The 24,808-nt window shown below is 70.4% G+C and carries 20 protein-coding genes; 16 read left to right on the forward strand and 4 right to left on the reverse strand.

What is annotated here, in order from left to right:
• Window positions 1-7: 7 nt before the first annotated feature.
• The 3 genes from ACZ6ZP_RS22275 to ACZ6ZP_RS22285 all read left to right on the forward strand — a co-directional run bounded on the left by ACZ6ZP_RS22275 (window position 8) and on the right by ACZ6ZP_RS22285 (window position 4,135).
• Window positions 8-1,894 carry a family 20 glycosylhydrolase gene (locus tag ACZ6ZP_RS22275; RefSeq protein ID WP_469408375.1) on the forward strand — a complete coding sequence of 629 codons (1,887 nt, stop codon included), beginning with the start codon at window positions 8-10 and terminating at the stop codon, window positions 1,892-1,894.
• Window positions 1,895-1,962: 68 nt separating this feature from the next.
• Window positions 1,963-3,609, forward strand: a complete 1,647-nt coding sequence (locus tag ACZ6ZP_RS22280) for an alpha-L-fucosidase (protein WP_469407990.1) — start codon at window positions 1,963-1,965, stop codon at window positions 3,607-3,609.
• Between the two features lie 127 nt (window positions 3,610-3,736).
• Complete coding sequence (locus ACZ6ZP_RS22285; RefSeq protein ID WP_351164098.1) at window positions 3,737-4,135, forward strand: nuclear transport factor 2 family protein; 399 nt, start codon at window positions 3,737-3,739, stop codon at window positions 4,133-4,135.
• A gap of 347 nt (window positions 4,136-4,482) precedes the next feature.
• Here ACZ6ZP_RS22285 and ACZ6ZP_RS22290 read toward each other — a convergent pair whose 3' ends face one another.
• Together ACZ6ZP_RS22290 and ACZ6ZP_RS22295 are read right to left on the reverse strand one after the other, a co-directional pair.
• Window positions 4,483-4,947, reverse strand: a complete 465-nt coding sequence (locus ACZ6ZP_RS22290; protein WP_399983060.1) for a hypothetical protein — start codon at window positions 4,945-4,947, stop codon at window positions 4,483-4,485.
• Window positions 4,948-5,007: 60 nt separating this feature from the next.
• On the reverse strand, window positions 5,008-6,024 hold the full coding sequence (locus ACZ6ZP_RS22295; RefSeq protein ID WP_399983063.1) for a LacI family DNA-binding transcriptional regulator: 1,017 nt from the start codon (window positions 6,022-6,024) through the stop codon (window positions 5,008-5,010).
• Between the two features lie 275 nt (window positions 6,025-6,299).
• Between ACZ6ZP_RS22295 and ACZ6ZP_RS22300 the strand changes: the two genes are divergently transcribed.
• The 5 genes from ACZ6ZP_RS22300 (at window position 6,300) to ACZ6ZP_RS22320 (ending at window position 14,122) form a co-directional block, all read left to right on the forward strand.
• A complete protein-coding gene (locus tag ACZ6ZP_RS22300) occupies window positions 6,300-7,583 on the forward strand; it encodes an extracellular solute-binding protein (RefSeq protein WP_351164463.1) in 1,284 nt (427 codons plus the stop codon).
• 27 nt (window positions 7,584-7,610) lie between these two features.
• A complete protein-coding gene (locus tag ACZ6ZP_RS22305) occupies window positions 7,611-8,549 on the forward strand; it encodes a carbohydrate ABC transporter permease (RefSeq protein ID WP_351164102.1) in 939 nt (312 codons plus the stop codon).
• Window positions 8,550-8,683: 134 nt separating this feature from the next.
• Entirely contained in the window at window positions 8,684-9,505 is an 822-nt protein-coding gene (locus ACZ6ZP_RS22310; RefSeq protein ID WP_351164464.1) for a carbohydrate ABC transporter permease, read from the forward strand.
• Between the two features lie 91 nt (window positions 9,506-9,596).
• A complete protein-coding gene (locus ACZ6ZP_RS22315; RefSeq protein WP_469407991.1) occupies window positions 9,597-10,856 on the forward strand; it encodes a glycoside hydrolase 5 family protein in 1,260 nt (419 codons plus the stop codon).
• Window positions 10,857-11,098: 242 nt separating this feature from the next.
• Complete coding sequence (locus tag ACZ6ZP_RS22320) at window positions 11,099-14,122, forward strand: alpha-mannosidase (protein WP_469407993.1); 3,024 nt, start codon at window positions 11,099-11,101, stop codon at window positions 14,120-14,122.
• A gap of 152 nt (window positions 14,123-14,274) precedes the next feature.
• Here ACZ6ZP_RS22320 and ACZ6ZP_RS22325 read toward each other — a convergent pair whose 3' ends face one another.
• Complete coding sequence (locus ACZ6ZP_RS22325) at window positions 14,275-14,976, reverse strand: FadR/GntR family transcriptional regulator (RefSeq protein WP_351164106.1); 702 nt, start codon at window positions 14,974-14,976, stop codon at window positions 14,275-14,277.
• 234 nt (window positions 14,977-15,210) lie between these two features.
• Here ACZ6ZP_RS22325 and ACZ6ZP_RS22330 point away from each other — a divergent pair, with 234 nt between their 5' ends.
• From ACZ6ZP_RS22330 to ACZ6ZP_RS22365, 8 genes are read left to right on the forward strand one after another with little or no spacing between them, the layout of a single operon-like run.
• Complete coding sequence (locus tag ACZ6ZP_RS22330) at window positions 15,211-16,296, forward strand: sugar ABC transporter substrate-binding protein (RefSeq protein WP_351164107.1); 1,086 nt, start codon at window positions 15,211-15,213, stop codon at window positions 16,294-16,296.
• An 8-nt stretch (window positions 16,297-16,304) separates the two neighbouring features.
• Window positions 16,305-17,948, forward strand: coding sequence for a sugar ABC transporter ATP-binding protein (locus ACZ6ZP_RS22335; protein WP_469407995.1), 1,644 nt, complete (start codon window positions 16,305-16,307; stop codon window positions 17,946-17,948).
• On the forward strand, window positions 17,941-18,981 hold the full coding sequence (locus ACZ6ZP_RS22340; RefSeq protein WP_351164110.1) for an ABC transporter permease: 1,041 nt from the start codon (window positions 17,941-17,943) through the stop codon (window positions 18,979-18,981). Before ACZ6ZP_RS22335 ends, ACZ6ZP_RS22340 begins: the two co-directional genes overlap by 8 nt.
• Before the next feature lie 49 nt (window positions 18,982-19,030).
• Window positions 19,031-20,371: an L-fuconate dehydratase gene (locus tag ACZ6ZP_RS22345; protein WP_351164111.1), complete on the forward strand. Its 1,341-nt coding sequence runs from the start codon at window positions 19,031-19,033 to the stop codon at window positions 20,369-20,371.
• Entirely contained in the window at window positions 20,368-21,132 is a 765-nt protein-coding gene (locus ACZ6ZP_RS22350) for an SDR family NAD(P)-dependent oxidoreductase (RefSeq protein ID WP_351164112.1), read from the forward strand. The genes ACZ6ZP_RS22345 and ACZ6ZP_RS22350 overlap by 4 nt, the downstream gene beginning before the upstream one ends.
• A gap of 5 nt (window positions 21,133-21,137) precedes the next feature.
• Window positions 21,138-22,175: an aldo/keto reductase gene (locus ACZ6ZP_RS22355; protein WP_469407996.1), complete on the forward strand. Its 1,038-nt coding sequence runs from the start codon at window positions 21,138-21,140 to the stop codon at window positions 22,173-22,175.
• The gene (locus ACZ6ZP_RS22360) at window positions 22,172-22,486 is read left to right on the forward strand and encodes an L-rhamnose mutarotase (protein WP_469407998.1); all 315 of its coding nucleotides are present in this window, start codon (window positions 22,172-22,174) and stop codon (window positions 22,484-22,486) included. The genes ACZ6ZP_RS22355 and ACZ6ZP_RS22360 overlap by 4 nt, the downstream gene beginning before the upstream one ends.
• Window positions 22,471-23,349 (forward strand): amidohydrolase family protein, encoded by an 879-nt coding sequence (locus ACZ6ZP_RS22365; protein WP_469407999.1) that lies wholly within the window; start codon window positions 22,471-22,473, stop codon window positions 23,347-23,349. Before ACZ6ZP_RS22360 ends, ACZ6ZP_RS22365 begins: the two co-directional genes overlap by 16 nt.
• Here ACZ6ZP_RS22365 and ACZ6ZP_RS22370 read toward each other — a convergent pair.
• Window positions 23,333-24,751 (reverse strand): lipase maturation factor family protein, encoded by a 1,419-nt coding sequence (locus tag ACZ6ZP_RS22370; RefSeq protein WP_469408377.1) that lies wholly within the window; start codon window positions 24,749-24,751, stop codon window positions 23,333-23,335. The genes ACZ6ZP_RS22365 and ACZ6ZP_RS22370 overlap by 17 nt on opposite strands.
• Window positions 24,752-24,808: the final 57 nt, after the last annotated feature.

A 24,808-nucleotide genomic window follows, 5' to 3' on the forward strand; every position in this document is an offset into this window, starting at 1 on the left:
GACTGACATGCGCATGATGCTCGCGCCCCGTGCGCGGTTTCACCGGCTGAGAGGCGCCGCGGTGGCCCTGCTGCTGCTCGCGGCGCCCGTCCCGGCGGCCCAGGCCGCCGGTGCGTCGCGGCCCGCCGCGGACCCGCCCCGCACGGTCCCCGCCCTGGCCGACTGGACGCCGGGAAAGGGGAGTTACGCGTACGGACCCGGCTCCCGGATCGTCGCGCACGGGCAGGCGGCACGCGACGTGGCCCGCGCCCTCGCCGACGATCTGCGCGCGGCGGGCGAGGGCCGGGTGCCGGTCACCGGCGGCGCTCCGCGCGACGGCGACATCGTGCTCGACGTCGCCCCCGCGCGCACACCCCTCGGCGCCGAAGGCTACGAACTCCGCGCGGGCAAACGCCTGGAGATCACCGGCGCGACGGAGGCCGGAGCCTTCTACGGCACCCGCACCCTCCTCCAGCTCCTCGCCCAGAGCGACCGCGTACCGGCCGGACGCACCGTCGACGTCCCTCAGTACAAGGAGCGCGGTGTGGGTGTCTGCGCCTGCTACATCCACGTCTCGACGCCCTGGCTGGAGAACCTCGTACGCGACATGGCGTACCACAAGCAGAACCAGCTGCTCCTCGAACTCAAGGTGAAGAGCGACAAGCACCCCGAGGCCAACAGCTGGGGCTACTACACCAAGAGCGAGATCCGCCGCATCGTCGCGCTCGGCGAGAAGTACCACGTCACGATCGTCCCGGAGATCAACTCCCCGGGCCACATGGACCCGTGGCTGGAGAAGCGCACCGACCTCCAGCTCACCGACTCCGACGGCAAACCGCAGCCGTCGCGCCTGGACATCACCAAGGACGAGGCCTTCGCGTACTACACGAGCCTCATCGACGAGTACGCCGAGGTGTTCCCCGCGAAGTCCTGGCACATGGGCGCCGACGAGTACATGCTCGGCTCCGACTTCGCCAAGTACCCCCACATCCTCGACTACGCGAAGAGGAAGTACGGCGACCAGGCGACCCCGCAGGACGCCTTCGTCGACTTCATCAACCGCGTGCACGCCTACGCGACCGGCAAGGGCAAGCAGCTGCGCATCTGGAACGACGGCCTGACCGGCGACAACACCGTGCCGGTCGCGGCGGGCACGAGCGTGGAGCACTGGCTCGACGTGAAGACGAAGCCGAGCCAGCTCATCGCCCAGGGCCATCCGTTGCAGAACGCCGCGTACTCCCTCTACCTGGTCCGCGGCGGCTTCCACACCGACACCAAGGCGCTGTACGACAAGGCGTGGGACCCGCGCAGCTTCGAGGGCGAGAAGCTCGCGTCGCGGGACGGCATCACCGGCGCGAAGATCAGCCTGTGGCCGGACAACGGACGGGGCGAGACCGAGAACGAGGTCGCCGCCTCCATGGCGCTGCCGCTCAGTCACATCGCCCAGGTCACCTGGGGGTCCGCGCACCCGGACCCGACGTACGCCGACTTCACCGCGCGCGCCAGGTCCGTCGGGCACGCGCCCGGGTGGCGTGATCTGACGAAGCCACCGGTGGCGGACGGCACGTACACCCTGCGGGACACCAAGGGGCACGCGGAGCCCGCCGCCTACGAGATCAAGCGCACCGCCGACGGCTACGTCACGCTGAAGTCCGCGGCCGACGGCACCTGCCTGGAGACCCGCAGCGGAAAGCTCACCCTCAACGTGCCGCTGGAGCCCGGCAGTTCGGTCACGCACGAGACGTGCGAGGCGAAGAACACCCTCCAGCGGTGGCAGCTCGCGAAGGCGGCGGGCGGCTACCGGCTGACGAACGCGATCACGCGGATGTCCGTGCGCGTCGCCGACGACGGGCGGCTTCAGCAGTACCCGGCGGATCAACAGGCCCCGGCGACCTGGACCTTGACGGCTCGCTGAGCGATCACCCGCCGAGCGACCGCCCGCTGATCCCATCGCCCGAGACCCGACAGGGAGACCGCACCCCCATGACTGTCAGCAGACGTCTTTTCGTGGCCGCCGCCGTCACCACGGCGGTCGCCGCGTCGAGCAGTTCCCTCGCGCTCGCCGCGTCCGGCTCCATCGGGACGGCCGCCGCCGCCGCTCCTGAACCGCCCTACCGCATCCCGATCGGCCCGGACGACTCCCCGGACGAGGTCGTCACCAAGGCCTCCCAGGTCCGGCCGACGGAACGGCAGATCGCCTGGCAGCGCCTTGAGCAGACCGCGTTCCTGCACTTCGGGGTGAACACCTTCACCGGCCTGGAATGGGGCACGGGCGACGAGGACCCCGACGTCTTCCAGCCGTCCGGCCTCGACACCGACCAGTGGGCGCGGGCCCTGCGCGACGGCGGCTTCAAGCTCGCCATCCTCACCGTCAAGCACCACGACGGCTTCGTGCTCTACCCCTCGCGCTACACCAAGCACAGTGTGGTGAGCAGCAGTTGGCAGGGCGGCAAGGGCGACGTACTGCGCTCGTTCGCCGACTCGCTGCGCCGCCACGGCATCAAGGTGGGCGTCTACATCTCGCCCGCCGACGAGAACCAGTACCTGTACGGCGTCTACGCCAACGGCAGCGCGCGCTCGCGGCGCACCATTCCCACACCGGTGGCGGGCGACGACCGGGCGGGCGAGGCCGCCGTGCGGTCGTTCACGCTCGACGCGACGGACTACGGCGCGCACATGCTCAACCAGCTCTACGAGGTGCTCACCGAGTACGGGCCCGTCGACGAGGTGTGGTTCGACGGGGCCCAGGGGCGCATCCCGCCGGAGAAGGTCGAGACGTACGACTGGGACAGCTGGTACGCGGTCATCCGCGCCCTGGCCCCGGACGCGACGGTCGCGGTGCGCGGCCCGGATGTCCGGTGGGTCGGCAACGAGGGCGGGCTCGCGCGCGAGAACGAGTGGAGCGTCGTCCCCGTCAAGGACTCGGGGAACGGGAGCATCGACTACGCCCTGAAGTACGACGCGCCGGATCAGGGCAGTCGCGCGGCGCTGGCGGAGTCGCGGGCGGTCGCCCAGTACGTGCAGTGGTGGCCGGCGGAGTGCGACGTCTCGATCAGGCCGGGCTGGTTCTTCCACGAGGACGAACAGCCGAAATCCGTCGAGCAGTTGACGGACATCTGGTTCCGCTCGGTGGGCCGCAATGCGGTACTGCTCCTCAACGTTCCGCCGGACAAGCGGGGCCTGCTCCCGGAGGCGGACGTGGCGCGGCTGCGGGAGTTCCGCGAGCGGATCGGGCGCGAACTGCCGGAGGACCTGGCGCGGGGTGCGCGGGCCCGCGGCGACGGCCGTCGTCCCTCGTGCGCGGTGGACGCCGACCCGGACACGGCGTGGGTGTGTCCGGCGCCCGCCCGGGGGACGCTCACGGTCGACCTGGGCAAGGCGCGCGAGGTCGACCGGATCCGGCTCGGGGAGGACATCAGGCGCGGCCAGCGGCTGGAGCGCGCGGTGATCGAGGCGCGGACGTCCACCGGGGCCGGCTGGTCCCTGGTGACCGAGGTGGACACGGTGGGGGCGAGCCGGGTCCTGACGCTGGCCGCGCCGGTGCGGGCCCGGGAGTGGCGGCTTCGGGTGACGGGGTCGCGCGGGACGGTGCGCCTGGCGGAGTTCGGGCTGTACCGGTCACGGGTGTAGAGGTCCGGCCCGGGAGCCGCGCTCGCCCGTGAGCGCGGCCCCGGGTTCTCGTGCTTCAGGCCGGCGAAGTCCGCGTACCTCAGGCCGGCGAAGTACGCCTGCACGGCGCGGTGTTACCGTCCCGGCCATGTCCAAGAACGAGATCGACGCCCTGACCGCCGAGTTCTTCGGCGCCTTCGACAACGTGGGCGGCAAGACCGCCGACGTGGCCCGCATCCGCCGGCTGCTCGTCCCGGGAGGTGTGATCGTCCTGACCGGCCCGCAGTTCACGGTCTACACGGTGGACGAGTTCATCGAGCCGCGCCAACGGCTTCTGACGGAGGGCCGGTTGGTGGAGTTCTCCGAGTGGGAGACCTCCGAACGGACCGAGATCGAGGGCGACATCGCCTCGCGGTTCGGCACGTACCGCAAATCCGGAACACTGGACGGCGAGCCGTTCGAGGGAGGCGGCACCAAGACCATCCAATTCGTCCGCACCCCGGAGGGCTGGAGGATCACGGCCTTCTCCTGGTACGACGCCCCCTGAAAGGGGCATCAGCTCCCAGTCCCATCGCGCCGGCCCCTTCACGGCACCCTGACCCTGACGTTCTGCTGTCGCCATCTCTCCACCCGCCCCCGCCCCACACGCCGAGCCGCGCCGATCATCCGCGCTCACCATCGCCCCGGCATTACACCAAACTCAAGATCCTTCACGGAGCCTGTCGGCGCTCAAGGCGCAGCCCGGTCGGGCATCGGGCCCCGGGAGGGAAGACTCGGCCTCTCCACGGTCCCTCTCCCCAGGCTGCCAGGCTGAGGGACGGGCCGACGGGTGAGGGACGGGCCGACGGGTGAGGCCGGTGCTGAATGTCGTGGCGAGCAGACGGGGCGAAACGCTCAGCAAGGCCACGCGACGCCGCCGTTCCGTACCGTCAGGGGATCGGGTTCCTCCGTCTCGTAGAACCTGATCCATCCGATGTGGACGGAGCCGTCGAACCGCCCGTGGTGGTCCCCGGCCTTGGTCGCCAGCCAGGTGAGCAGCTCGTCGACGCGGTCGAAGTCGTCCGGGTGGATTTCCTGCCGGGCGGTCAGCGCCCAGCCGTCCTCGCGCCGGAGCAGCACGGAGGTGAGAGCGCCGCCCACCTTCAAGGCCGCCTCATGGCGCCCCAGGAGCGGCACCGGGTCGTCCTCCGTGACCAGCTCGCCCTGGTCGTCCTCCACCACGACCGGGAACTCGCGCACGATGGTCGGCCCCACCGGCCGGGAGCCCAGGCCGAGATGCCACCGCAGTTCGGCGATCTCCTCCTCGGAGACGTCGTCACGCAGGTCCAGCGCCATCGAGAGTTCGTAGATGTCCGCCACACCGGCACCGTACTGGCGGGGCACGACAGTCAGGCCTGCTCCCCGGGGTGGAGAGCACCTTCAGCTCCCGGCCACCGGCCCCGTGCTCTCCCGTTCGATGAGGCTGGGCAGCGGTACCTGGACCGTGGCCGCCGGGCGGTCGTCCAGGAGGGAGAGGAGTTCACGGGCCGCCGTGCGGCCGAAGGAGACCGTGTCGCGGGAGAGCGCCGTCAGCCACGGGTGCACCATCCGGCACAGTGCCGAGTCCTCCCACGCGATCACCGAGACGTCCGCCGGCACGGCGAAGCCGAGTGAGGACGCCGCGGCGATCCCGGCGACGGCCATCACGTCGTTGTCGTACACGAGAGCCGTCGGCGGGGATGCGGCGCTGAGCACCCGTCTGGTCACCGCGGCGCCCTCCGCGTCCGAGTAGTCCGTGGTCACCGAGCGGACCTCGGACAGGTCGCGCCGCTCAGCCTCGGCCCGCAGCGTCCGGATCCGCCGCTCCGTGTGGGCGAGGCCGGGCAGTCCCGCGATGTGCACGATGCGGCGGTGTCCGAGGGCGTGCAGGTGGTCCACGACCGACGCCATCGCGCCCGCGTCGTCCGCCCAGACGGTGGAGAGATTGGGGTGGTGGGCCTCCGGGTCGGGCACACCGCCCGTCACCACCGCGGGCAGGCCGAGCTCGTCGAGGAGCGCCGGACGGGGGTCGTCCGTGCGCGGGTCCACGACCAGGACGCCGTCCACCCGGTGCTCGGCCCACCACCGCTGATAGACCGCGCATTCGGCGGTCACGTCCTCCACCACCTGGAAGAGCAGCCCCAGTCGACGCTCCGCCAGGACCTCCTGGATGCCCGAGATCAGCTGGAGGAAGAACGAGTCGACGCCCAGCGTCCCGGCGGGCCTCGCCACCACGAGGCCCACCGTCGCCGAGCCCTCGCCGGACAGGGCGCGCGCCGCCGTGCTCGGGTGCCAGCCCAGCTGCTCGGCGACCCTGCGGACCCGGTCGCGGGTGAGCTCGGAGACTCCGGGCCGGTCGTTGAGCGCGAAGGACACGGCGCTCTCGGAGACTCCGGCGCGGCGCGCGATGTCCTTCATGGTCGGCCGGCGTGCCGGGGACCGCTTGCCTTGCACCGGTGTTGCCCCTTTCCTGTCGTGCGCATACTAATGCGCTTGAGCCAGCCCACTCTAAAGCGCATTAGTCGATCCTCGCAAGAAGTTCAACGCAACGCCCTGAGCTGCACAGTTGGCGTGTTGAGCAAGGAATGTGCCACGAATCCATTGACTTTTTACCGGAGTTCCATGCAAGGTCTGCCTCACGCTGGGCCGAGCAAAGGAGCCGTTTCACCGTGCGCATCTCCCACCACCCCCGCATGCCCCGAAGGGCAGCCGCCGCTGCCGCCGTCATCGCCGTGCTCCTGCCGTTGAGCGCCTGCGGTGACGGAGGTGACGGCGGCGGCTCGACCGACGCCTCCGGCAAGGTCGAGGGCGAGATCACCTTCCAGACCTGGAACCTCAAGGCGAACTTCAAGTCGTACTTCGAGGGCGTCGTCGACGGCTTCGAGAAGAAGTACCCGGGCACCAAGGTGCACTGGGTCGACCAGCCCGGCGAGGGCTACGCCGACAAGATCAGCGCCGACGCCGCGGCAGGCACCCTCCCCGACGTCGTCAACGTCTCGCCCGACCTGGTGGCCCCGCTCGCCAAGGCCGGACTCGCGCTCGACCTCGACAAGGCCGCGGGGAAGTACGAGAAGGAGTACCTGCCGGGGGCGTGGAAGAGCCACCAGATACCGGGCACGGAGGGGACGTACGCCTTCCCCTGGTATCTGAACACCGGACCGCTCTTCTACAACAAGCGGATCTTCAAGGACGCGGGTCTCGCCGCCGACAAGCCCCCGACGACCTACGACCAACTCTTCGACGACGCCCTGAAGTTGTCGAAGGAGACGGACGGCAAGACCGCCACGCTCGCCAACGTCCCCACCATCGAGGACTTCGGGCGTTACGGCGTCCCGCTGATGGACAAGGACGGGACCAAGTTCACCTTCAACAGCGCCAAGGGCGTCGAACTCCTCACCAAGTACAAGGAGTTGTACGACGCGAAGGCCCTGGACCGGCAGGCGCTCACCGCGACGCCCGAGTCGACGGGCAAGAAGTTCCTCACCGAGGCCGTCGCCATGAACCCCGGAAGTGCCCTGGACCTCGGCAAGTTCAAGAAGGACGCACCCGGTCTCTACAAGAACATCGGGATCACCCCGCAGATCACCAACACCGGCAAGGACAACATGTACGTGATGGGGGTGATGGTGAACACCCGCACCAAGCAGACCCCCGCCGCCGTGGCCTTCGCCCACTACGTCACGGACGCGCAGCGCCAGATGTCCTTCGCCAAGAAGGTGGCGATCTTCCCCAGCACGGAGGGCTCGCTCGACGACCCGTACTTCACCAAGCAGGACGGCACCGACGACACGCGCGTGCGCGTCGCGGCCGCCAAGTCCATCAAGACCGCGGTGAACTACACGCCCGTGCTGTTCAGCGAGCAGATGAAGATCGAGCTGCGCAACGGCGTCGCCCGGGCGCTGCAGGGCAAGCAGAGCCCCAAGGAAGCGCTTGACAACGCTGTCAAGAACTGCGACCGGCTGCTGAAGCAGAGCTGAGACGACGACACGGGATCACCGACCACCATGAAAAGCTCCAGCACCGCCACCGTTCCCCGTGCCGCCACCGCCGCCGACCGCGGCCCACGCCGCCGCATCCGGCGTCAGCTGCCCTCCAGTCCCTGGCTGTTCGCCGCCCCCGGGCTGTTGATCGTCGGCATCTTCATCCTCTATCCGTTCGTCAGCACGCTCATCAACTCCTTCACCGACAAGCGGACCCTGATCCCGGGGGAGTACGTCGGCCTGGACAACTTCCGGGAGCTGCTGCACGACGACATGTTCTGGATCGGGCTCCGCAACTCCACGCTCTACATCGTCGGAGTCGTCCCCGCGCTCGTCCTGCTGCCGCTGCTGCTCGCGATGCTGGTCCAGAAGCACATCCCCGGCATCACCTTCTTCCGGTCCGCCTTCTACACGCCGGTGGTCGCGTCCATCGTCGTGGTGGGCCTGATCTGGGTGTGGATGCTGGATGAACGGGGCCTGGTCAACGCGGTGCTCGAGGCGGTGGGCGTCGGCTCGGTCGGCTTCCTCAGCGACCAGTGGCTGCTCCTGCTGAGCGCCATGGCCGTCACGGTCTGGAAGGGCCTCGGCTACTACATGATCATTTACCTGGCGGCCCTCGCCAACGTGCCGCGCGAGCTGCACGAGGCCGCCTCGGTGGACGGCGCGGGCGCGGTGCGCCGCTTCTTCACCGTCACCGTGCCCGCCGTGCGCTCCACGATGGTCCTGGTCGCCGCACTGTCCTCGGTCGCCGCCTTCAAGGTGTTCTCCGAGGTCTACCTGATGGCCGGGCCCAACGGCGGCCCGGCCGGCGAGGACACCACGCTCGTGATGCTGGTGCAACGGGTCGGCACCGGCCTGACCGGCCGCGTCGGCTACGCGTCGGCCATCTCGGTCGTCGTCTTCATCGTCACCGTCGCGCTGATGCTGCTCGTGCTGCGCGCGGACCGGAAGGAGGACGCGTGAGCACCGCGACGGACACGCGCGAGACCGAGCAGGCGGACCGCGAGGCGGAGGGCAAGGGCAGGTTCCGCAAGGGCAAGGCCCGCAAGGACGGGGCCCGCAGGCGCGGGCGGATCACCGACGAGAACGGCCGCCGGATGCCCGTGTGGGAGATCGTCCTGCGCTACGCACTCCTGCTCGCCGTACTCGCGCTGATGATCGGCCCCTTCCTGTGGCAGCTGTCCACATCGCTGAAGGGCCCGCACGAGAACATCTTCAGCTCCCCGCCCTCGTTCCTGCCGAGCAGCCCGACCTTCCACAACTACGAGCGGGTCGCCGACACCATCCCCGTCTGGGACTACGCGTTCAACTCCCTGAAGGTGGCCGCCGCGAACGTGGTGACCAACTGCGTGGGCGCCACGCTCGCCGGCTACGCCCTCGCGCGCCTGCGCTACCGGGGCCGCCGTGCGGCCACGATCGTCTTCGTGCTCGCCATGCTGGTGCCGGTCGAGGGCATCATCATCGCCCAGTTCACGACCATGCGGGAGCTGGGCCTGAACAACACCCTCATCGGTGTGCTCCTGCCGGCCTGCGTCTCCGCGCTCAACGTCCTGCTGATGCGCAACGCCTTCCTGAACCTGCCGTACGAGATCGAGGAAGCCGCGTTCGTCGACGGCGCGAACGTCTGGCAGCGCTTCCTGCGGATCGCCCTGCCCGCGGTCAAGGGCACGCTCGCCGTGGTGGCGATCTTCGCCTTCATGGGCGCGTGGGACGACTTCCTGTGGCCGCTGATCGTGCTGAGCGACCCGGACAGGTTCACGCTCACCATCGGTCTGAACTACCTGCACGGCACCTTCGCCAACGACGAACGGCTCGTCGCCGCGGGCACGGTCATCGCCGTGCTTCCGCTGATCGTGCTCTTCGCCTGTCTTCAGCGGTACTTCTTCCGCGGGGTGGGCGAGGGGGCGGTCAAGGGCTGAGCCGCCGCAGCACTCCGTACTCCGATCGCCTCACCGCGCACCCCGGGCCCCGCACCGGATGCCCCCCGCACCCCCGAGAACCAGGACTCGCATGACTCGTACGACCCGTGTTCCCTCCGACGCGCCGCGCTTCGGAGCGAACTACACACCCAGCCAGGGGTGGTTCCACCACTGGCTCGACTTCGACATCGACGCCGTGCGCGCCGATCTCGACGCGATCGCCGGGCTCGGCCTCGACCACATCCGGGTCTTCCCGATCTGGCCGTACTTCCAGCCCAACCGCACCCTGATCAGGCCGCGCGCCGTGGAACAGCTCGTCGCCCTCGCCGACGCCGCGGCCGAGCGCGGGCTCGACGTCAACGTCGACGGACTACAGGGGCATCTGTCGAGCTTCGACTTCCTGCCGGCCTGGACGCAGACGTGGCACCGGCGGAACATCTTCACCGACCCCGATGTGGTGGAGGGGGAGATCGCCTACCTGCGTACGCTCGCCGCCGCGCTCGCCGACCGGCCCAACTTCATCGGCATGACCATCGGCAACGAGGTCAACCAGTTCTCGGCGGGCCCGCACCCCGATCCCGACCGGATCACCGAGGACCAGGCGGGGGAGTGGCTGCGGCGGGTGCTTGCCGCGTGCGAGGAGGGGGCGCCCGGCAAGCTGCATCTGCACGCCGAGTACGACGCCGCCTGGTACCAGGACGACCAGCCCTTCACCCCCGCCCAGGCCGCGCGGCTCGGCGGTGCGACCGCCGTGCACTCCTGGGTGTTCAACGGCACGGCCCAGCGGCACGGGCGGGAGGGCGTCGCCACCGCGCACCACGCGGCGTACATGATCGAACTGTCGAAGGCGTGGGCGGACGATGCGCACCGCCCGGTCTGGCTCCAGGAGGTGGGCGCGCCCGCTCCCCTCATCCCCGCGGAGCACGCGGCTTCCTTCACCGAGGCGACGGTGGAGGCGGCGCTCGACTGTGCGGACGTGTGGGGGGTGACGTGGTGGTGCTCGCACGATGTGTCGCGTTCGCTCGCGGACTTCCCCGAGCTTGAGTACAGCCTGGGTCTGCTGACCAACGAGGGGCGGGTCAAGCCGGGGGGTGAGGTGTTGGCCCGTCTCGTGAAGGAGTGGCGGGGGCGGGAGTACGCGCCCGCGGTCCGCTCGACCGCGGTCGTTGTCGACGACTCCACCTCGCGGCGGTCCGCGTGCGGCCCCGGGGGGCCGGTGTTCGAGGCGTTCGCCCGCCTCGTCGCGGACGGGGTCCGGCCCACCACCGTGCTGGCCAGCAGGGTAGGTGACTCTGCGCATTTGGCCGCGCGGGGCATCACGGAGGTCGTGCGGCCGGGAGAGGTCGGCTAGCCACAAGACCTCTCCCCAACCCCGCCCCTTCCCGAAAACCATGCCTGCGCCCCGGACCTGCCTGGGGCTCCGCCCTGGACCTGCCTGGGGCTCCGCCCCAGACCCCGTACAAGATGTCCTCAAACGCCGGACGGGCTGGCATTTCCAGCCCGTCCGGCGTTAGAGGACGAACTCGGCGAAGCCGGTGAGGACGGCGACCAAGGCGCCGGTACAGCCCACCCGCACCAACCCTCGGAGAGAACATGCACGACGACCGCACCCTCATAGAAGCCCGCCTCAAGCGCGTCCTCGACGAGCGCATCCGACCCGCCGTCTACCCCGAGTCCGTCCCCCTCGACGTCGCCGTCTGGACCGCCCCGGGTGAACCCGTGCCCGTCGCGGAGGGGCTCGCGGCGCACCCCGAGCCGACGAAGGTCGGGGCCGCCTGGGGCGCCCCCTGGGCCACCAGCTGGTTCCAGGTGACCGGCACCGTCCCCACGGAGTGGGCGGGGAAGACCGTCGAGGCCGTCCTCGACCTCGGCTTCGACGAGAACATGCCCGGCTTCCAGTGCGAGGGCCTGGTCTACCGCCCCGACGGCACCCCGGTGAAGGGCCTCAACCCCCGCAACCAGTGGGTGCGGATCGCCGCCCCGGCGACCGGCGGTGAGAACGTCCACCTGCACATCGAGGCCGCGTCCAACCCGGTCATCCTCGACTACCACCCCTTCCTGCCCACCCAGCTCGGCGACAAGGAGACGGCAGGCAGCGAGCCCCAGTACAAGCTGGCCCGCATGGACCTCGCCGTCTTCGACGAGACCGTGTGGCAGCTGGTCATCGATCTCGAAGTCCTCGGCGAGCTCATGCAGGAGCTTCCCGAGGACTCCGGGCGGCGCTACGCCGTCGTGCGCGCCATCGGCCGCGCCCTGGACGCCGTCGACCTCCAGGACGTGAACGGCTCGGCGCCCGCGGCCCGCGCCGAGCTCGAAGGCGTCCTCAGTACCCCCGCCGAGCCCTCGGCCCACCGCATCAGCGCCGTCGGCCACGCGCACATCGACTCCGCGTGGCTGTGGCCGCTGCGCGAGACGGTGCGCAAGGTCGCGCGTACGACGTCCAACATGACCGCGCTGATCGAGGACGAGCCGGACTTCGTCTTCGCCATGTCGCAGGCGCAGCAGTGGGCGTGGGTCAAGGAGCACCGGCCCGAGGTGTGGGCGAAGGTCAAGAAGGCGGTCGCCGACGGGCGGTTCGTGCCCGCGGGCGGCATGTGGGTCGAGTCGGACACGAACATGCCGGGTTCGGAGGCGATGGCCCGTCAGTTCGTGCACGGCAAGCGGTTCTTCCTCGACGAGTTCGGCATCGAGAACGACGAGGCGTGGCTGCCCGACACCTTCGGTTTCGCGGCGGGGCTTCCGCAGATCATCAAGGCGGCCGGGTCCAAGTGGCTGCTCACGCAGAAGATCTCCTGGTCGCAGACCAACCGCTTCCCGCACCACACCTTCAACTGGGAAGGCATCGACGGCACCCGCATCTTCACCCACTTCCCGCCCGTCGACACCTACAACTGCTCGATGAAGGGCAGCGAGATCGCCCACGCGGCGAAGAACTTCAAGGACAAGGGTGTGGCCCGGCACTCCCTCGCCCCCACCGGCTGGGGCGACGGAGGCGGCGGCACCACCCGCGAGATGATCGCGAAGGCGGGACGCCTCCGTGACCTGGAGGGTTCGGCGACCGTCAAGTGGGAGACCCCCTCGGCCTTCTTCGAGAAGGCCGAGGCGGAGTACCCCAACGCCCCCGTCTGGGTGGGCGAGTTGTACCTGGAGCTCCACCGCGCCACCCTCACCAGCCAGGCGGGCACCAAGCAGGGCAACCGCCGCAGCGAGCATCTGCTTCGTGAGGCGGAGCTGTGGGCGGCCACGGCCGCAGTGCGCGTGGAGGAATTCTCGTACCCCTACGACGAGTTGGACCGCATCTGGAAGACGGTCCTGCTCCACCAGTTCCACGACATCCTGCCCGGCTCGTCCATCGCCTGGGTGCACCGGGAGGCGCGCGCGACGTACGCGAAGGTCGCCGACGAGCTGAACGGCATCATCGACGCGGCCCAGCGCGCACTGGCGGGGGACGGCGGCGCGGGCACCCTCGTCTTCAACTCCACGCCGCACACCCGCGACGGCGTCCCGGCGGGCGGCGCACGCCCCGCCGCCATCGACGGCCAGTCGGCGATCGCCTCGCGTGCCGACGGGGGCTACGTCCTCGACAACGGCCTGCTGCGGGTCGAGATCGACGCACGCGGTCTCGTCGTCTCGGCGTACGACATCGTGGCCGACCGGGAGACCGTCGCCCCCGGCCAGGCGGCGAACCTGCCGCAGATCCACGCCGACTTCCCGAACATGTGGGACGCGTGGGACGTCGACGAGTTCTACCGCAACACGGTCACGGACCTCACGGAGGTGGATGGACTTGAGCCGGGCGAGGACGGTGCGTCGGTGCGTGTCGTACGCAGCTTCGGCGACTCCCGGCTCACGCAGGTGCTGTCCCTGGCGCCCGGCTCCCCGCGCCTGGACATCGACACGGAGGTCGACTGGCACGAGACGGAGAAGTTCCTGAAGCTGGCGTTCCCGCTGGACATCCACGCGGAGCGGTACGCCTCGGAGACGCAGTTCGGCCACTTCTACCGGGCCACGCACACCAACACGAGCTGGGAGGCGGCCAAGTTCGAGGCGTGCAACCACCGCTTCGTGCACATGGAGGAGCCGGGCTGGGGCGTCGCCCTGGTCAACGACTCGACGTACGGCCATGACGTGACGCGCGCGGTGCGTGCGTCGGACGCCGGTACGACCACGACGGTGCGCGCCTCACTCCTGCGCGCCCCGCGCTTCCCCGACCCCGAGACGGACCAGGGCGTCCACCGCTTCCGGCACGCGCTGGTCCCGGGGGCCGGGATCGGCGACGCGGTGCGGGAGGGCTACCGGATCAACCTTCCCGAGCGGCAGGTCGCGGGCGGTGCCGAGGTGGCCCCGCTGGTGACGGTCGACAACGACGCCGTCGTCGTCACGGCGGTCAAGCTCGCCGACGACGGCAGCGGTGACGTGGTCGTGCGCTTCCACGAGTCGCGCGGCGGCCGGGCGAAGGCGACACTGACCGCGGGCTTCCCGGTCGGCTCCGTCGACGTGACGGACCTGCTGGAGCGGCCCCTCACCGATGCCGCGGCGCCCGAGCGCTCGGGCGACGGCGTCGCGCTGGCGCTGCGCCCGTTCGAGCTGGTGACGCTGCGGCTGACGCGGGCGTGACGGCTCGCTGAGCGCACGCCGGACGGGCTGATGCACCAGCCCGTCCGGCGTCTTCACGATGCTTACGTGGGTGCCCCGGCCCCGGCAGCCCTCGGCGGGCACACTGGCGGGAGGCCGTCATCGTGCGCGGGAGGAGACCGCGCCGGCCTGCCCTAGCCGTCCAGCTGCGTGCGCAGCCACTCCTCCACCTCTCCCACGTGCGCCGCCGCCGCGGCCCTCGCCGCCTCCGGGTCGCGGGCCACCAGGGCCCGGTGGATGCGGGCGTGCTCGCGGCGCGTTCGTTCGAAGGCGCCCTCTTCCTGGTAGCCGCGCCACACCCGGGCGCGGAACGTGCGCGACGACAGGCCCTCCAGGATCGCCGCCATCGTGTCGTTGCCCGCCGCGAGGGCGATCGTGCGGTGGAACGCCAGGTCGTGGGAGAGGATCTCCTCCGGGTCCTCCGTGGCGTTCATCGCCTCCAAGTGCTTCTCCACGTCGGCCAGTTGATCCGCCGAGATGCGTGCCGCCGCCAGTGCCGTCGCCGTGGACTCGAGGACCCGGCGCACCTCCAGGAGCTCCACGAGCCGCGGGCCGCGTGACAGGTCGGCCACGACGCCGAAGGTCTCCAGGAGGTCCCCGGCCTCCAGCTGCGTGACGTAGATGCCCGAGCCGTGCCGGGCCTCCAGGACCCCCATCACCGTCAGCGCGCGAATCGCCTCCCGCATGGAGCTGCGCGAGATGCCCAGCTGGGTGGCCAAGTCCCGTTCCGTCGGCAGGCGTTCGCCCGGTTCGAGCCGTCCCTCGCCGATCATCGCCTTGACCTGCTCGATGGCCCGTTGCGTCACGGTGCCCTTCTGCGGGGCCGTCTGGTCCACGTAACGCTCCTCCACTAGCCGAGTGCGCCGCAGTCTAACCAGAGATGTGGTCGGACCACTACGGCTCAAAACCCGGGAAATTTGGCGCCGAGGGGTGTTGTGAGCGCCAAGTGGTCTGATAAATATTCGCCCATCAGTCGCTAGGACTCGCCAGGACTCGCTAGGAATTCGTCCGATCACGCTCGATCCACGCTCCATCCACGCTTGATTCCACGCTCGATGAGGAGCCGTCAGATGGCCGGCAGAACAGTGCGCAACAGGTCCAGCAGGACGGGGATTTCGCGGACGGCGCGGATCGCCGCCGCGGCGGCCTGCGCGTCCCTCGTGCTCACGGCATGCGGCAGTACGAAGGACAGCGCGGCGCCCGCGGGCGGCGAAGGCGGCGGAGAGGGCAAGGTCGGGGTGATCCTGCCCCTGCTGACCTCGCCGTTCTGGCAGTCGTACAACGACTACGTGCCGAAGATGGCGAAGTCCGAGGACGTCGACGCGCTCAAGACCGTCAACTCCAACAGCGATCCCTCGCAGCAGATCACCGACATCAACAACCAGCTCAACCAGGGTGTGAAGGGGCTCGTCGTCGCGCCCCTCGACAGCGCCGCCATATCCGCCGGTCTCGACCAGGCCGAGCGCAAGGGCGTGCCCGTGGTCGCCGTCGACGTCGCCCCCGAGAAGGGCAAGGTCGCGATGGTGGTGCGGGCCAACAACGTCGCGTACGGCGAGAAGGCCTGTGACTACCTCGGCAAGCAGGTCAAGACCGGCAAGGTCGTCCAGATCATGGGAGACCTCGCCTCCGTCAACGGCCGTGAGCGCTCCGAGGCGTTCCGCACCTGCGTGAAGAAGAAGTTCCCCAAGCTCAAGGTCCTGGAGATCCCCGCCAAGTGGGAGTCCGACACGGCGGCCTCGAAGCTGGACACGCTGCTCAACTCCAACCCCGACATCAAGGGCATCTACCTGCAGGCGGGCGGCGTCTATCTCGCGCCCACCCTGCAGACCCTGAAGTCGAAGGGGATGCTGAAGAAGGCGGGCGAGAAGGGGCACATCACCGTCATCTCGAACGACGGCATCCCGCAGGAGTTCGACGCCATCCGCAAGGGCCAGATCGACGCCACCGTCTCGCAGCCCGCCGACGCGTACGCCAAGTACGGGATGTACTACATCAAGGCCGCGATGAACGGGAAGAAGTTCAAGCCGGGCCCGACCGACCACGACTCGACCATCGTGAAGCTGCCCAGCGGCACCCTCGAGGACCAGCTGCCCGCCCCGCTGGTCACCAAGCAGAACGTGGACGACTCCAAGCTGTGGGGCAACACGGTCAAATGAGTACGCCGATGACCAAGTCCCCGGCTCCGGGGCCGACGGCGCTCGTCGAAGCGACCGGCATAGCCAAGCGGTACGGACCCACCGTCGCGCTGCAGGACGGACAGCTGACCGTCGTGCCCGGTGAGTCCCACGCCCTCGTCGGCCGCAACGGCGCGGGCAAGTCCACCCTCGTCACCATCCTCACCGGCCTTCAGGCCCCGGATGCGGGAACCGTCCTCTTCGACGGCCAGCCCGCGCCACCGCTCACCGACCGCGACGCCTGGCGCCGCAAGGTGGCCTGCGTCTACCAGAAGCCCACGGTGGTGCCCGACCTCACCGTCGCCGAGAACCTCTTCATCAACCGGCAGCCCGAAGGCCGCGGCGGCTTCATCAGCTGGCGCAAGCTGCGCACCCAGGCCGCCGAGGTGCTCGACACCTGGGACGTGCACGTCGACCCGGACGCGCGCACCGCCGACCTCAAGGTCGAGGACCGCCAAATGGTGGAGATCGCACGGGCGTTGAGCTTCGGCGCGCGGTTCATCGTCCTGGACGAGCCCACCGCGCAGCTCGACAACCGTGAGATCGAGCGGCTCTTCACCCGCATGCGGGCGCTCCAGGAGTCCGGCGTCACCTTCCTCTTCATCTCGCACCACCTCCAAGAGGTGTACGAGGTCTGCCAGACCGTCACCGTGCTGCGCGACGCCCGCTGGATCACCACCGCGCCCGTGGCCGAACTGCCGCGCGCCGCCCTGGTCGAGGCGATGGCGGGCGAGGCGCTGCGGGAGAAGGAGGCCGCCGAGGAGTCCGTCGCCCGGACCGAAGTGCCCGCCGACGCCCCGGTGATGCTCCACGTCACGGGCCTCACCAGCGAGTCGTACGCGGACGTCGACCTCACCGTCCGCAAGGGCGAGGTCGTCGGCCTCGCCGGATCCAGCGGCAGCGGCAAGATCAACCTCGCCGAGACCATCGCGGGACTGCACACGCCGACCGGCGGCAGTGCCCACCTCGACGGCGAGCGGCTGCCGTTCGGCGATGTGACCGCCGCGCTGCGGGCCGGCGTCGGCTGCGTCCCGCGCGACCGGCACGACCAGGGCCTGGTCTTCGGCATGTCGATCGGTGACAACGCCACCATGACCGTGCTCGACCGGCTCGGGAAGTACGGCTTCGTCCGCACCGAACGCAAGCGCGGCTTCGCCGAGGAGCTGATCGACCGCCTCGACATCCACGCGGAGGGGCCCGACCAGCCCGTGTCCGATCTCTCCGGCGGCAACGCCCAGAAGGTCGTCATGGCCCGTGCCCTCGCCTCCGACCCGCGGCTCCTCGTCCTCATCAACCCCACCGCGGGCGTGGACGTGAAGTCCAAGGAGTCACTGCTCGCCCGGATGGACAACGCCCGCGAGGACGGCACCGCCGTCCTCGTCGTCTCCGACGAACTGGACGACCTGCGGCGCTGCGACCGCGTCCTGGTCCTCTTCCACGGCCGGGTCGTCGCCGAACACGAGGCGGGCTTCACCGACCACGACCTGATCGCGTCGATCGAAGGGGTGGGCCCCGACAGGGGCGCGGGGAGCATCGAAGGTGACGGCCACACGGGCCCCGCCAGGGGCGCGGGGAACCGCGCGACAAGCCCCCACAGGCCCGCGGCCGACACTCAAGGAGACCACCATGGCTGACCTCAAAACCCCGGTCGCGACGGCCGATGCCTCCACAGCGCCCCGCCCCGCCGAAAGTCGCTCGGCGAAGAGCATTGTCCTGCGCCGGGCACGGGAACTCGCCCTGGTCCCAGCACTCCTGCTGCTCATCCTCCTCGGCGCCCTGGTGAACGACTCGTTCCTCACCGAGCGCAACCTCATCTCCATCCTCGGCGCCTCCGCGGCCCTGGCGATGGTGGTGCTCGCCGAGTCCCTCGTCCTCATCACCGGCAAGTTCGACCTGTCCCTCGAATCGGTCGTCGGCATCGCGCCCGCCGTCGGCGCCCTGCTCGTGCTGCCCGCCGCACAGGCCGGATTCGGCACCGAGCTGCCCGCCGTGGTGGCCCTGCTCGCGATCGTCGCCGTCGGCGCGGTCATCGGCGCCTTCAACGGCATCCTCGTGGTGAAGCTCAAGCTCAACGCGTTCATCGTCACGCTCGCCATGCTGATCGTGCTGCGCGGGCTGCTCGTCGGCGCGACCGAGGGCAAGACGCTCTTCGGCATGCCCGACGCCTTCTACACCCTCGCCACGTCGACGTTCCTGACCATCCCGCTCTCGGTGTGGCTGGCCGCCGTCTCCTTCGGCGTCGCGGGCTTCGTCCTCAAGTACCACCGCGTGGGGCGCGCCCTGTACGCGATCGGCGGCAACGCCGACGCGGCACGCGCCGCCGGCATCCGCGTCGAGCGCGTGATGCTCGGCGTGTTCGTCGTCGCCGGGTGTCTCGCCGCCGTCGGCGGACTCATGCAGACCGGCTACGTCGGCGCGATCAACGCCAACCAGGGCCAGAACATGATCTTCACCGTGTTCGCGGCGGCGGTCATCGGCGGCATCAGCCTCGACGGCGGCAAGGGCACCATGTTCGGCGCTCTCACCGGCGTACTCCTGCTCGGCGTCGTACAGAACCTGCTCACTCTCGCCCAGGTGCCGTCCTTCTGGATCCAGGCCATCTACGGCGGAATCATCCTGGTCGCCCTGATGATCGCGCGCGTCACCACCGGCCGCGCACAGGACTGACCCCGCTCCGGGTTCCCCGCCTCTTTGCCCCTTTCCGGAAAGGCCTCCTGTGTCCCCGACCTCCGCCCGCATCACCGCGGTCGACACCTACGACGTACGGTTCCCGACCTCACGGGAGCTGGACGGGTCCGACGCGATGAACCCGGACCCCGACTACTCCGCCGCCTACGTGGTCCTGCGCACCGACGCGGACGACGGCCTGGAGGGGCACGGCTTCACCTTCACCATCGGGCGCGGCAACGACGTCCAGGTCGCCGCGATCGAGTCGCTGCGCCACCACGTGCTCGGCCGGTCGGTGGAGGAACTCTGCGCCGATCCCGGGACGTTGAACCGCGACCTGATCGGGGACAGCCAACTGCGCTGGCTCGGCCCCGAGAAGGGCGTGATGCACATGGCCATCGGCGCCGTCGTCAACGCCCTGTGGGATCTGGCGGCCAAGCGCGCCCGCAAGCCGCTGTGGCGGTTCCTTGCGGACGCCGAGCCCCAGTGGCTGGTCTCCCAGATCGACTTCCGCTACATCGCCGATGCCCTCACCCCGCAAGAGGCCCTGGACATCCTTCAGTCGGGCAGACACGGAGCCGCCGAGCGTGAAGGCCTGCTGCGCGAGCGCGGCTACCCCGGCTACACGACGTCGCCGGGCTGGCTCGGCTACAGCGACGAGAAGCTCACCCGCCTCGCCCGCCAGGCCGTGGCGGACGGCTTCACCCAGATCAAGCTGAAGGTCGGCGCGGACCTGGCGGACGACGTACGCCGCTGCCGCACCGCCCGCGAGGCCATCGGGCCCGACATCCGCATGGCGATCGACGCCAACCAGCGGTGGAACGTCGGCGAAGCCGTGGAATGGACCCGGGCGCTCGCGGAGTTCGACCCGTACTGGGTCGAGGAGCCCACCAGCCCCGACGACGTCCTCGGCCACGCCGCGATCCGCAAGGCGGTCGCCCCGGTCAAGGTCGCCACCGGCGAGCACGTGCAGAACCGCATCGTCTTCAAGCAGCTCCTCCAGGCCGGCGCCATCGACGTGCTGCAGATCGACGCGGCCCGCGTCGGCGGCGTCAACGAGAACCTCGCGATCCTGCTGCTCGCCGCCAAGTTCGGCATCCCCGTCTGCCCGCACGCCGGCGGCGTGGGCCTGTGCGAACTCGTCCAGCATCTGTCGATGTTCGACTACGTGGCGCTGTCCGGGACCACCGAGAACCGCGTCATCGAGTACGTCGACCACCTCCACGACCACTTCATCGACCCGGTGGTGCTGCGCGACGGCCACTACCTGGCGCCCACCGCACCGGGCTTCTCGGCCACCATGCGGGCCGAGTCGCTCGCCGAATTCACCTATCCGGACGGCGCCTTCTGGGCCGCCGACCTCGCTCAGGGCAAAGGAGCAGCCGCATGACCGACGCCATGGACTTCGAGGGCTTGAGGGCCCTGGTCACCGGCGGAGCCTCCGGCATCGGACGGGCCACCGCCGAACTGCTCGCCGCGCGCGGCGCCCGGGTCGCCGTGCTCGACCTGGACCCGACCACCGTCGACAAGCCGCTCACCGGCTACCGCGCCGACGTGTCGGACGACGCCTCGGTGCGCGAAGCCGTCGCCGCCGCCGTGGCCGACCTCGGCGGGCTCGACGTACTGATCAACAACGCGGGGATCGGCGCGCAGGGCACCGTCGAGGACAACGACGACGACCAGTGGCACAAGGTGCTCGACGTGAACGTCCTCGGCATCGTGCGCACCACCCGCGCCGCCCTGCCGCACCTGCGCGTCTCCACCCGGGCGGCCATCGTCAACACCTGCTCGATCGCCGCGACCGCGGGCCTGCCGCAGCGCGCCCTGTACTCCGCGTCCAAGGGCGCGGTGCTCTCCCTGACGCTCGCCATGGCCGCGGACCACGTACGCGAGGGGGTGCGCGTCAACTGCGTCAACCCCGGCACCGTGGACACCCCGTGGGTCGGCCGTCTCCTGGACGCCGCGCCCGACCCGGCGGCCGAACGCGCCGCGCTCGCGGCCCGCCAGCCCACCGGCCGCCTGGTGTCGGCGGACGAAGTCGCGGGCGCCGTCGCCTACTTGGCGAGCCCGCTCTCCGGCGCCACCACCGGCACCGCACTCGCCGTCGACGGCGGGATGCAGGGCCTGCGGCTTCGACCGGCGGGCCAGTGAGCGGCGTGGACCGGCGCGCCATCGGACCCGGCGGCGTCGAGGTGACCGAGCTGTCCCTCGGCGCCGCCGGCCTCGGCAACCTCTACACACCGATCGGCGACGAGGAGGCCGCCGCGGCGATCGACGCCGCATGGGACGCGGGCATCCGCTACTTCGACACGGCACCGCACTACGGCATCGGCCTGTCCGAACGCAGGGTGGGCGAGGCGCTGCGGGCCCGCCCCCGGGAGACGTACACGCTCTCGACCAAGGCGGGCCGCCTGCTCGAAGCGGTCGTCGAGCCGGAGGGCGACGACCTCGCCCACGGCTTCGCCGTACCCGCCACGCACCGCCGGGTCTGGGACTTCAGCGCGGACGGCATCCGCCGCTCCCTGGAGGCCAGCCTGACCCGCCTGGGCCTTGACCGCGTCGACATCGTCTACCTGCACGACCCGGACGACCACGCGGAACAGGCCTTCCGCGAGGGATACCCGGCCCTGGAGCGGCTGCGCTCCGAAGGCGTCGTCGGCGCGATCGGCGCGGGCATGAACCAGACGGCGATGCTCACCCGCTTCGTCCGTGACACGGACGTCGACGCCGTGCTGTGCGCGGGCCGCTACACACTCCTGGACCAGAGCGCCCTGACCGAACTGCTCCCGGCGGCCCAGGAGCGCGGCAAGGCGGTGGTCATCGGCGGTGTCTTCAACTCGGGCCTGCTCGCCGACCCCCGGCCCGGCGCGACCTACGACTACACGACCGCACCCCGAACCCTCCTGGACCGCGCCCGCCACCTGAAGGCGACGGCGGAACGGCACGGCACCACTCTGCGCGCGGCGGCCCTGGCCTTCCCCCTGGCCCACCCGGCGGTGGCCACCGTCCTGGTCGGCGCCCGTTCGCCGCACGAAGTCCGGGACGCGGCAGCGCAGTTCGCGTCCGCCGTGCCCGCCGACTTCTGGAAGGAAGTCCGCGCCGAAGGATTGCTGCCCGCGCACGTTCCCGTGCCCGAAGAGCGCCACCCCGTCCCCAGAGAGCGCCACCTCGTCCCCGGAGAGGACCCCGCGTGAGAATCGCCCTGCACACCAAGGTCCGTGCCGACCGCGTCAGCGCGTACGACGCCGCGCACCGCGAGGTGCCCGCCGAGCTCGTCGCCGCCATCCGCGCGGCGGGCGCCACCTCCTGGACGATCTGGCGCAGTGGCACCGACCTCTTCCATGTCCTGGAGTGCGAGGACTACGCTCGTATGCTCGCCGAGCTGGACAAGCTGCCGGTGAACATCGCCTGGCAGGCACGCATGGCCGAGCTCCTGGACGTCGTCCACGACTACTCGTCCGAGGGCGCGGATGCGGGACTGCCCGTCGTATGGGAGCTGCCGTGACACCACATGTCGTCGACTCCCACCACCATGTGTGGGACCTCTCCGTACGCGATCAGGAGTGGATCACCGGCGAGGCGCTCGCGCCGATCCGCCGGGACTTCTCCCTGACCGACCTGCTGCCCGAGGCCCGCGCCGCCGGTGTCACCGCGACGGTGCTCGTCCAGACGGTGACCGTCGCGGAGGAAACCCCCGAGTTCCTCGCCCTCGCGGCGGACAGCGATCTCGTGGCGGGCGTCGTCGGATGGACCGATCTCACCCGCCCCGATGCCGCCGACGCACTCGCGCGGCTGCGCCAACTGCCTGGCGGGCAGCACCTCGTGGGCATCCGGCACCAGGTCCAGGGCGAGCCCGACCCGCAGTGGCTGCTGCGGCCCGACGTGCGCCGCGGCCTGGCAGCGGTCGGCGCGGCGGGCCTTGCCTACGACCTCGTCGTCCTGCCCCACCAGCTCCCGGCCTGTGTCAAGGCCGCCCAGGACCACCCCGAACTCACCTTCGTGCTCGACCACGTGGGCAAACCGCCCGTCGCGTCGGGCGCCATCGAACCCTGGGCGACGGCCGTGCGCATGCTCGCGGGGCTGCCCAACACCGTCTGCAAGCTCTCCGGTCTGGTGACCGAGGCCGACCTGAAGACCTGGACGGTCGACGACCTGCGCCCGTACGCGGACACCGTCCTTGAGGCCTTCGGCCCCGACCGGCTGATGTTCGGCTCGGACTGGCCCGTGTGCACCCTCGTCGCGCCGTACGGAGAAGTCCTGGACGTGGCACGGCAGTTGACCGGATCGCTGAGCGACGGCGAGAGCGCCGCCCTCTTCGCCGGGACGGCGACCCGCGTCTACGGCCTCCGGCTCAGCGAGGGGAGCTGATCCGCGTCGGCGGCAGGAACTCCCGCACGTACGTCCGCTCCCAGCAGGCGCCCGTCGCGCGCAGCTCGCGCCAGGTCGTGTAGCGGTAGCGGTACAGCCGGGCGCGGATGTACGCGGGAGGCGCGTCCTGCGGGAAGGGGACGTGGCGCAGCAGCCGCAGCGTGTCCCGGTCGCCGTCCAGGAGCCGCTCCACCAGCGGCCCGAACCACGACCTCGCGTACGCGGGGGAGAGCGCGGCGAACCACATCATCCAGTCGAGCCGCAGATGGTACGGGGCGAACTGCCGGGGCCAGCGGCGCACATCGCCCGGCTTGCCCTTGAACTCGTACTCCCGCCACTCCGATTCCTGGCGGGGTGTCGTATCCGCCGTGCCCTCGATGACGACCTCCTGGCGGACGCGGCTGACGCTGCCGAACGCGCCGTACGCGTTGACGAGATGGAGCGGGTCGAAGGAGTAGTTCATGATCTGGCGCCGCGAGAACAGATTGCGTGCGGGCCGGTAGCTCAGCCCCAGGAGCAGGGCTGCCACAGCGATGACCACCACCTCGTACCAGATCGGGGGAGCGGGGGAATGCGACGGCGCTCCCGCGCCCCCGAAGTCCAGGACGGACGCGGCGAGCACGATCGTCACCCAGTTCAGCCAGGAGAAGTTGCCCGAAAGGACCAGCCACAGCTGGGTGGCGATCATCAGGCAGGCCGCGGCCGTCGCGATCGGCTGGGGCGTGAACAGCAGGACGGGCACGACGAGTTGGGTGAAGTGGTTCGCCGCGACCTCCACCCGGTGCAGCGGCCTCGGCAGGTGGTGGAAGAACCAGCTCAGCGGGCCGGGCATCGGCTGTGTCTCGTGGTGGAAGTACAGGCAGGTGAGCTTGCGCCAGCACGCGTCGCCGCGCATCTTGATGAGCCCTGCCCCGAACTCGACGCGGAACAGCACCCAGCGCAGCAGGAAGAGCACGAGCACCGGCGGCGCCGTCTCGTCGTTGCCGAGGAAGACGGCGAGGAAGCCGACCTCCAGGAGCAGCGACTCCCAGCCGAAGCCGTACCAGGTCTGCCCCACGTTCACGATCGACAGGTAGAGGGCCCACGGCACGAGCCACAGCAGCATGCCGCCCCACAGGGGGAGGAGGCCGTCGGCGTCCGCGAGCAGCGCGAGGGCGCAGCCGCAGCCCGTCCACGCGACGACGGCGAAGAAGCGGTCCGAGTAGTGGAGCTGGAAGATGCTCGGCGCCCGGCGGAACGGCACGCGCTCGACGTAGCGCGGCACGGGCAGCATGCCGCGCTCCCCGATCAGCGCCCGGAACTGCAGCGCCGCGCCCAGGAACGCGACGAGGTAGACCGCGGCGAGCGCCCGCTGGAAGACGAGGCGGCCGATCCAGTACTGATCTGCGGTGAACCACTCCACAAGGCCATCTTGCGCCCACATCGGCCCGGCTCCCCTGTCGGCTTGCGCACCGGCTCC

It is taken from the genome of Streptomyces sp. NPDC054047 (assembly GCF_055585065.1).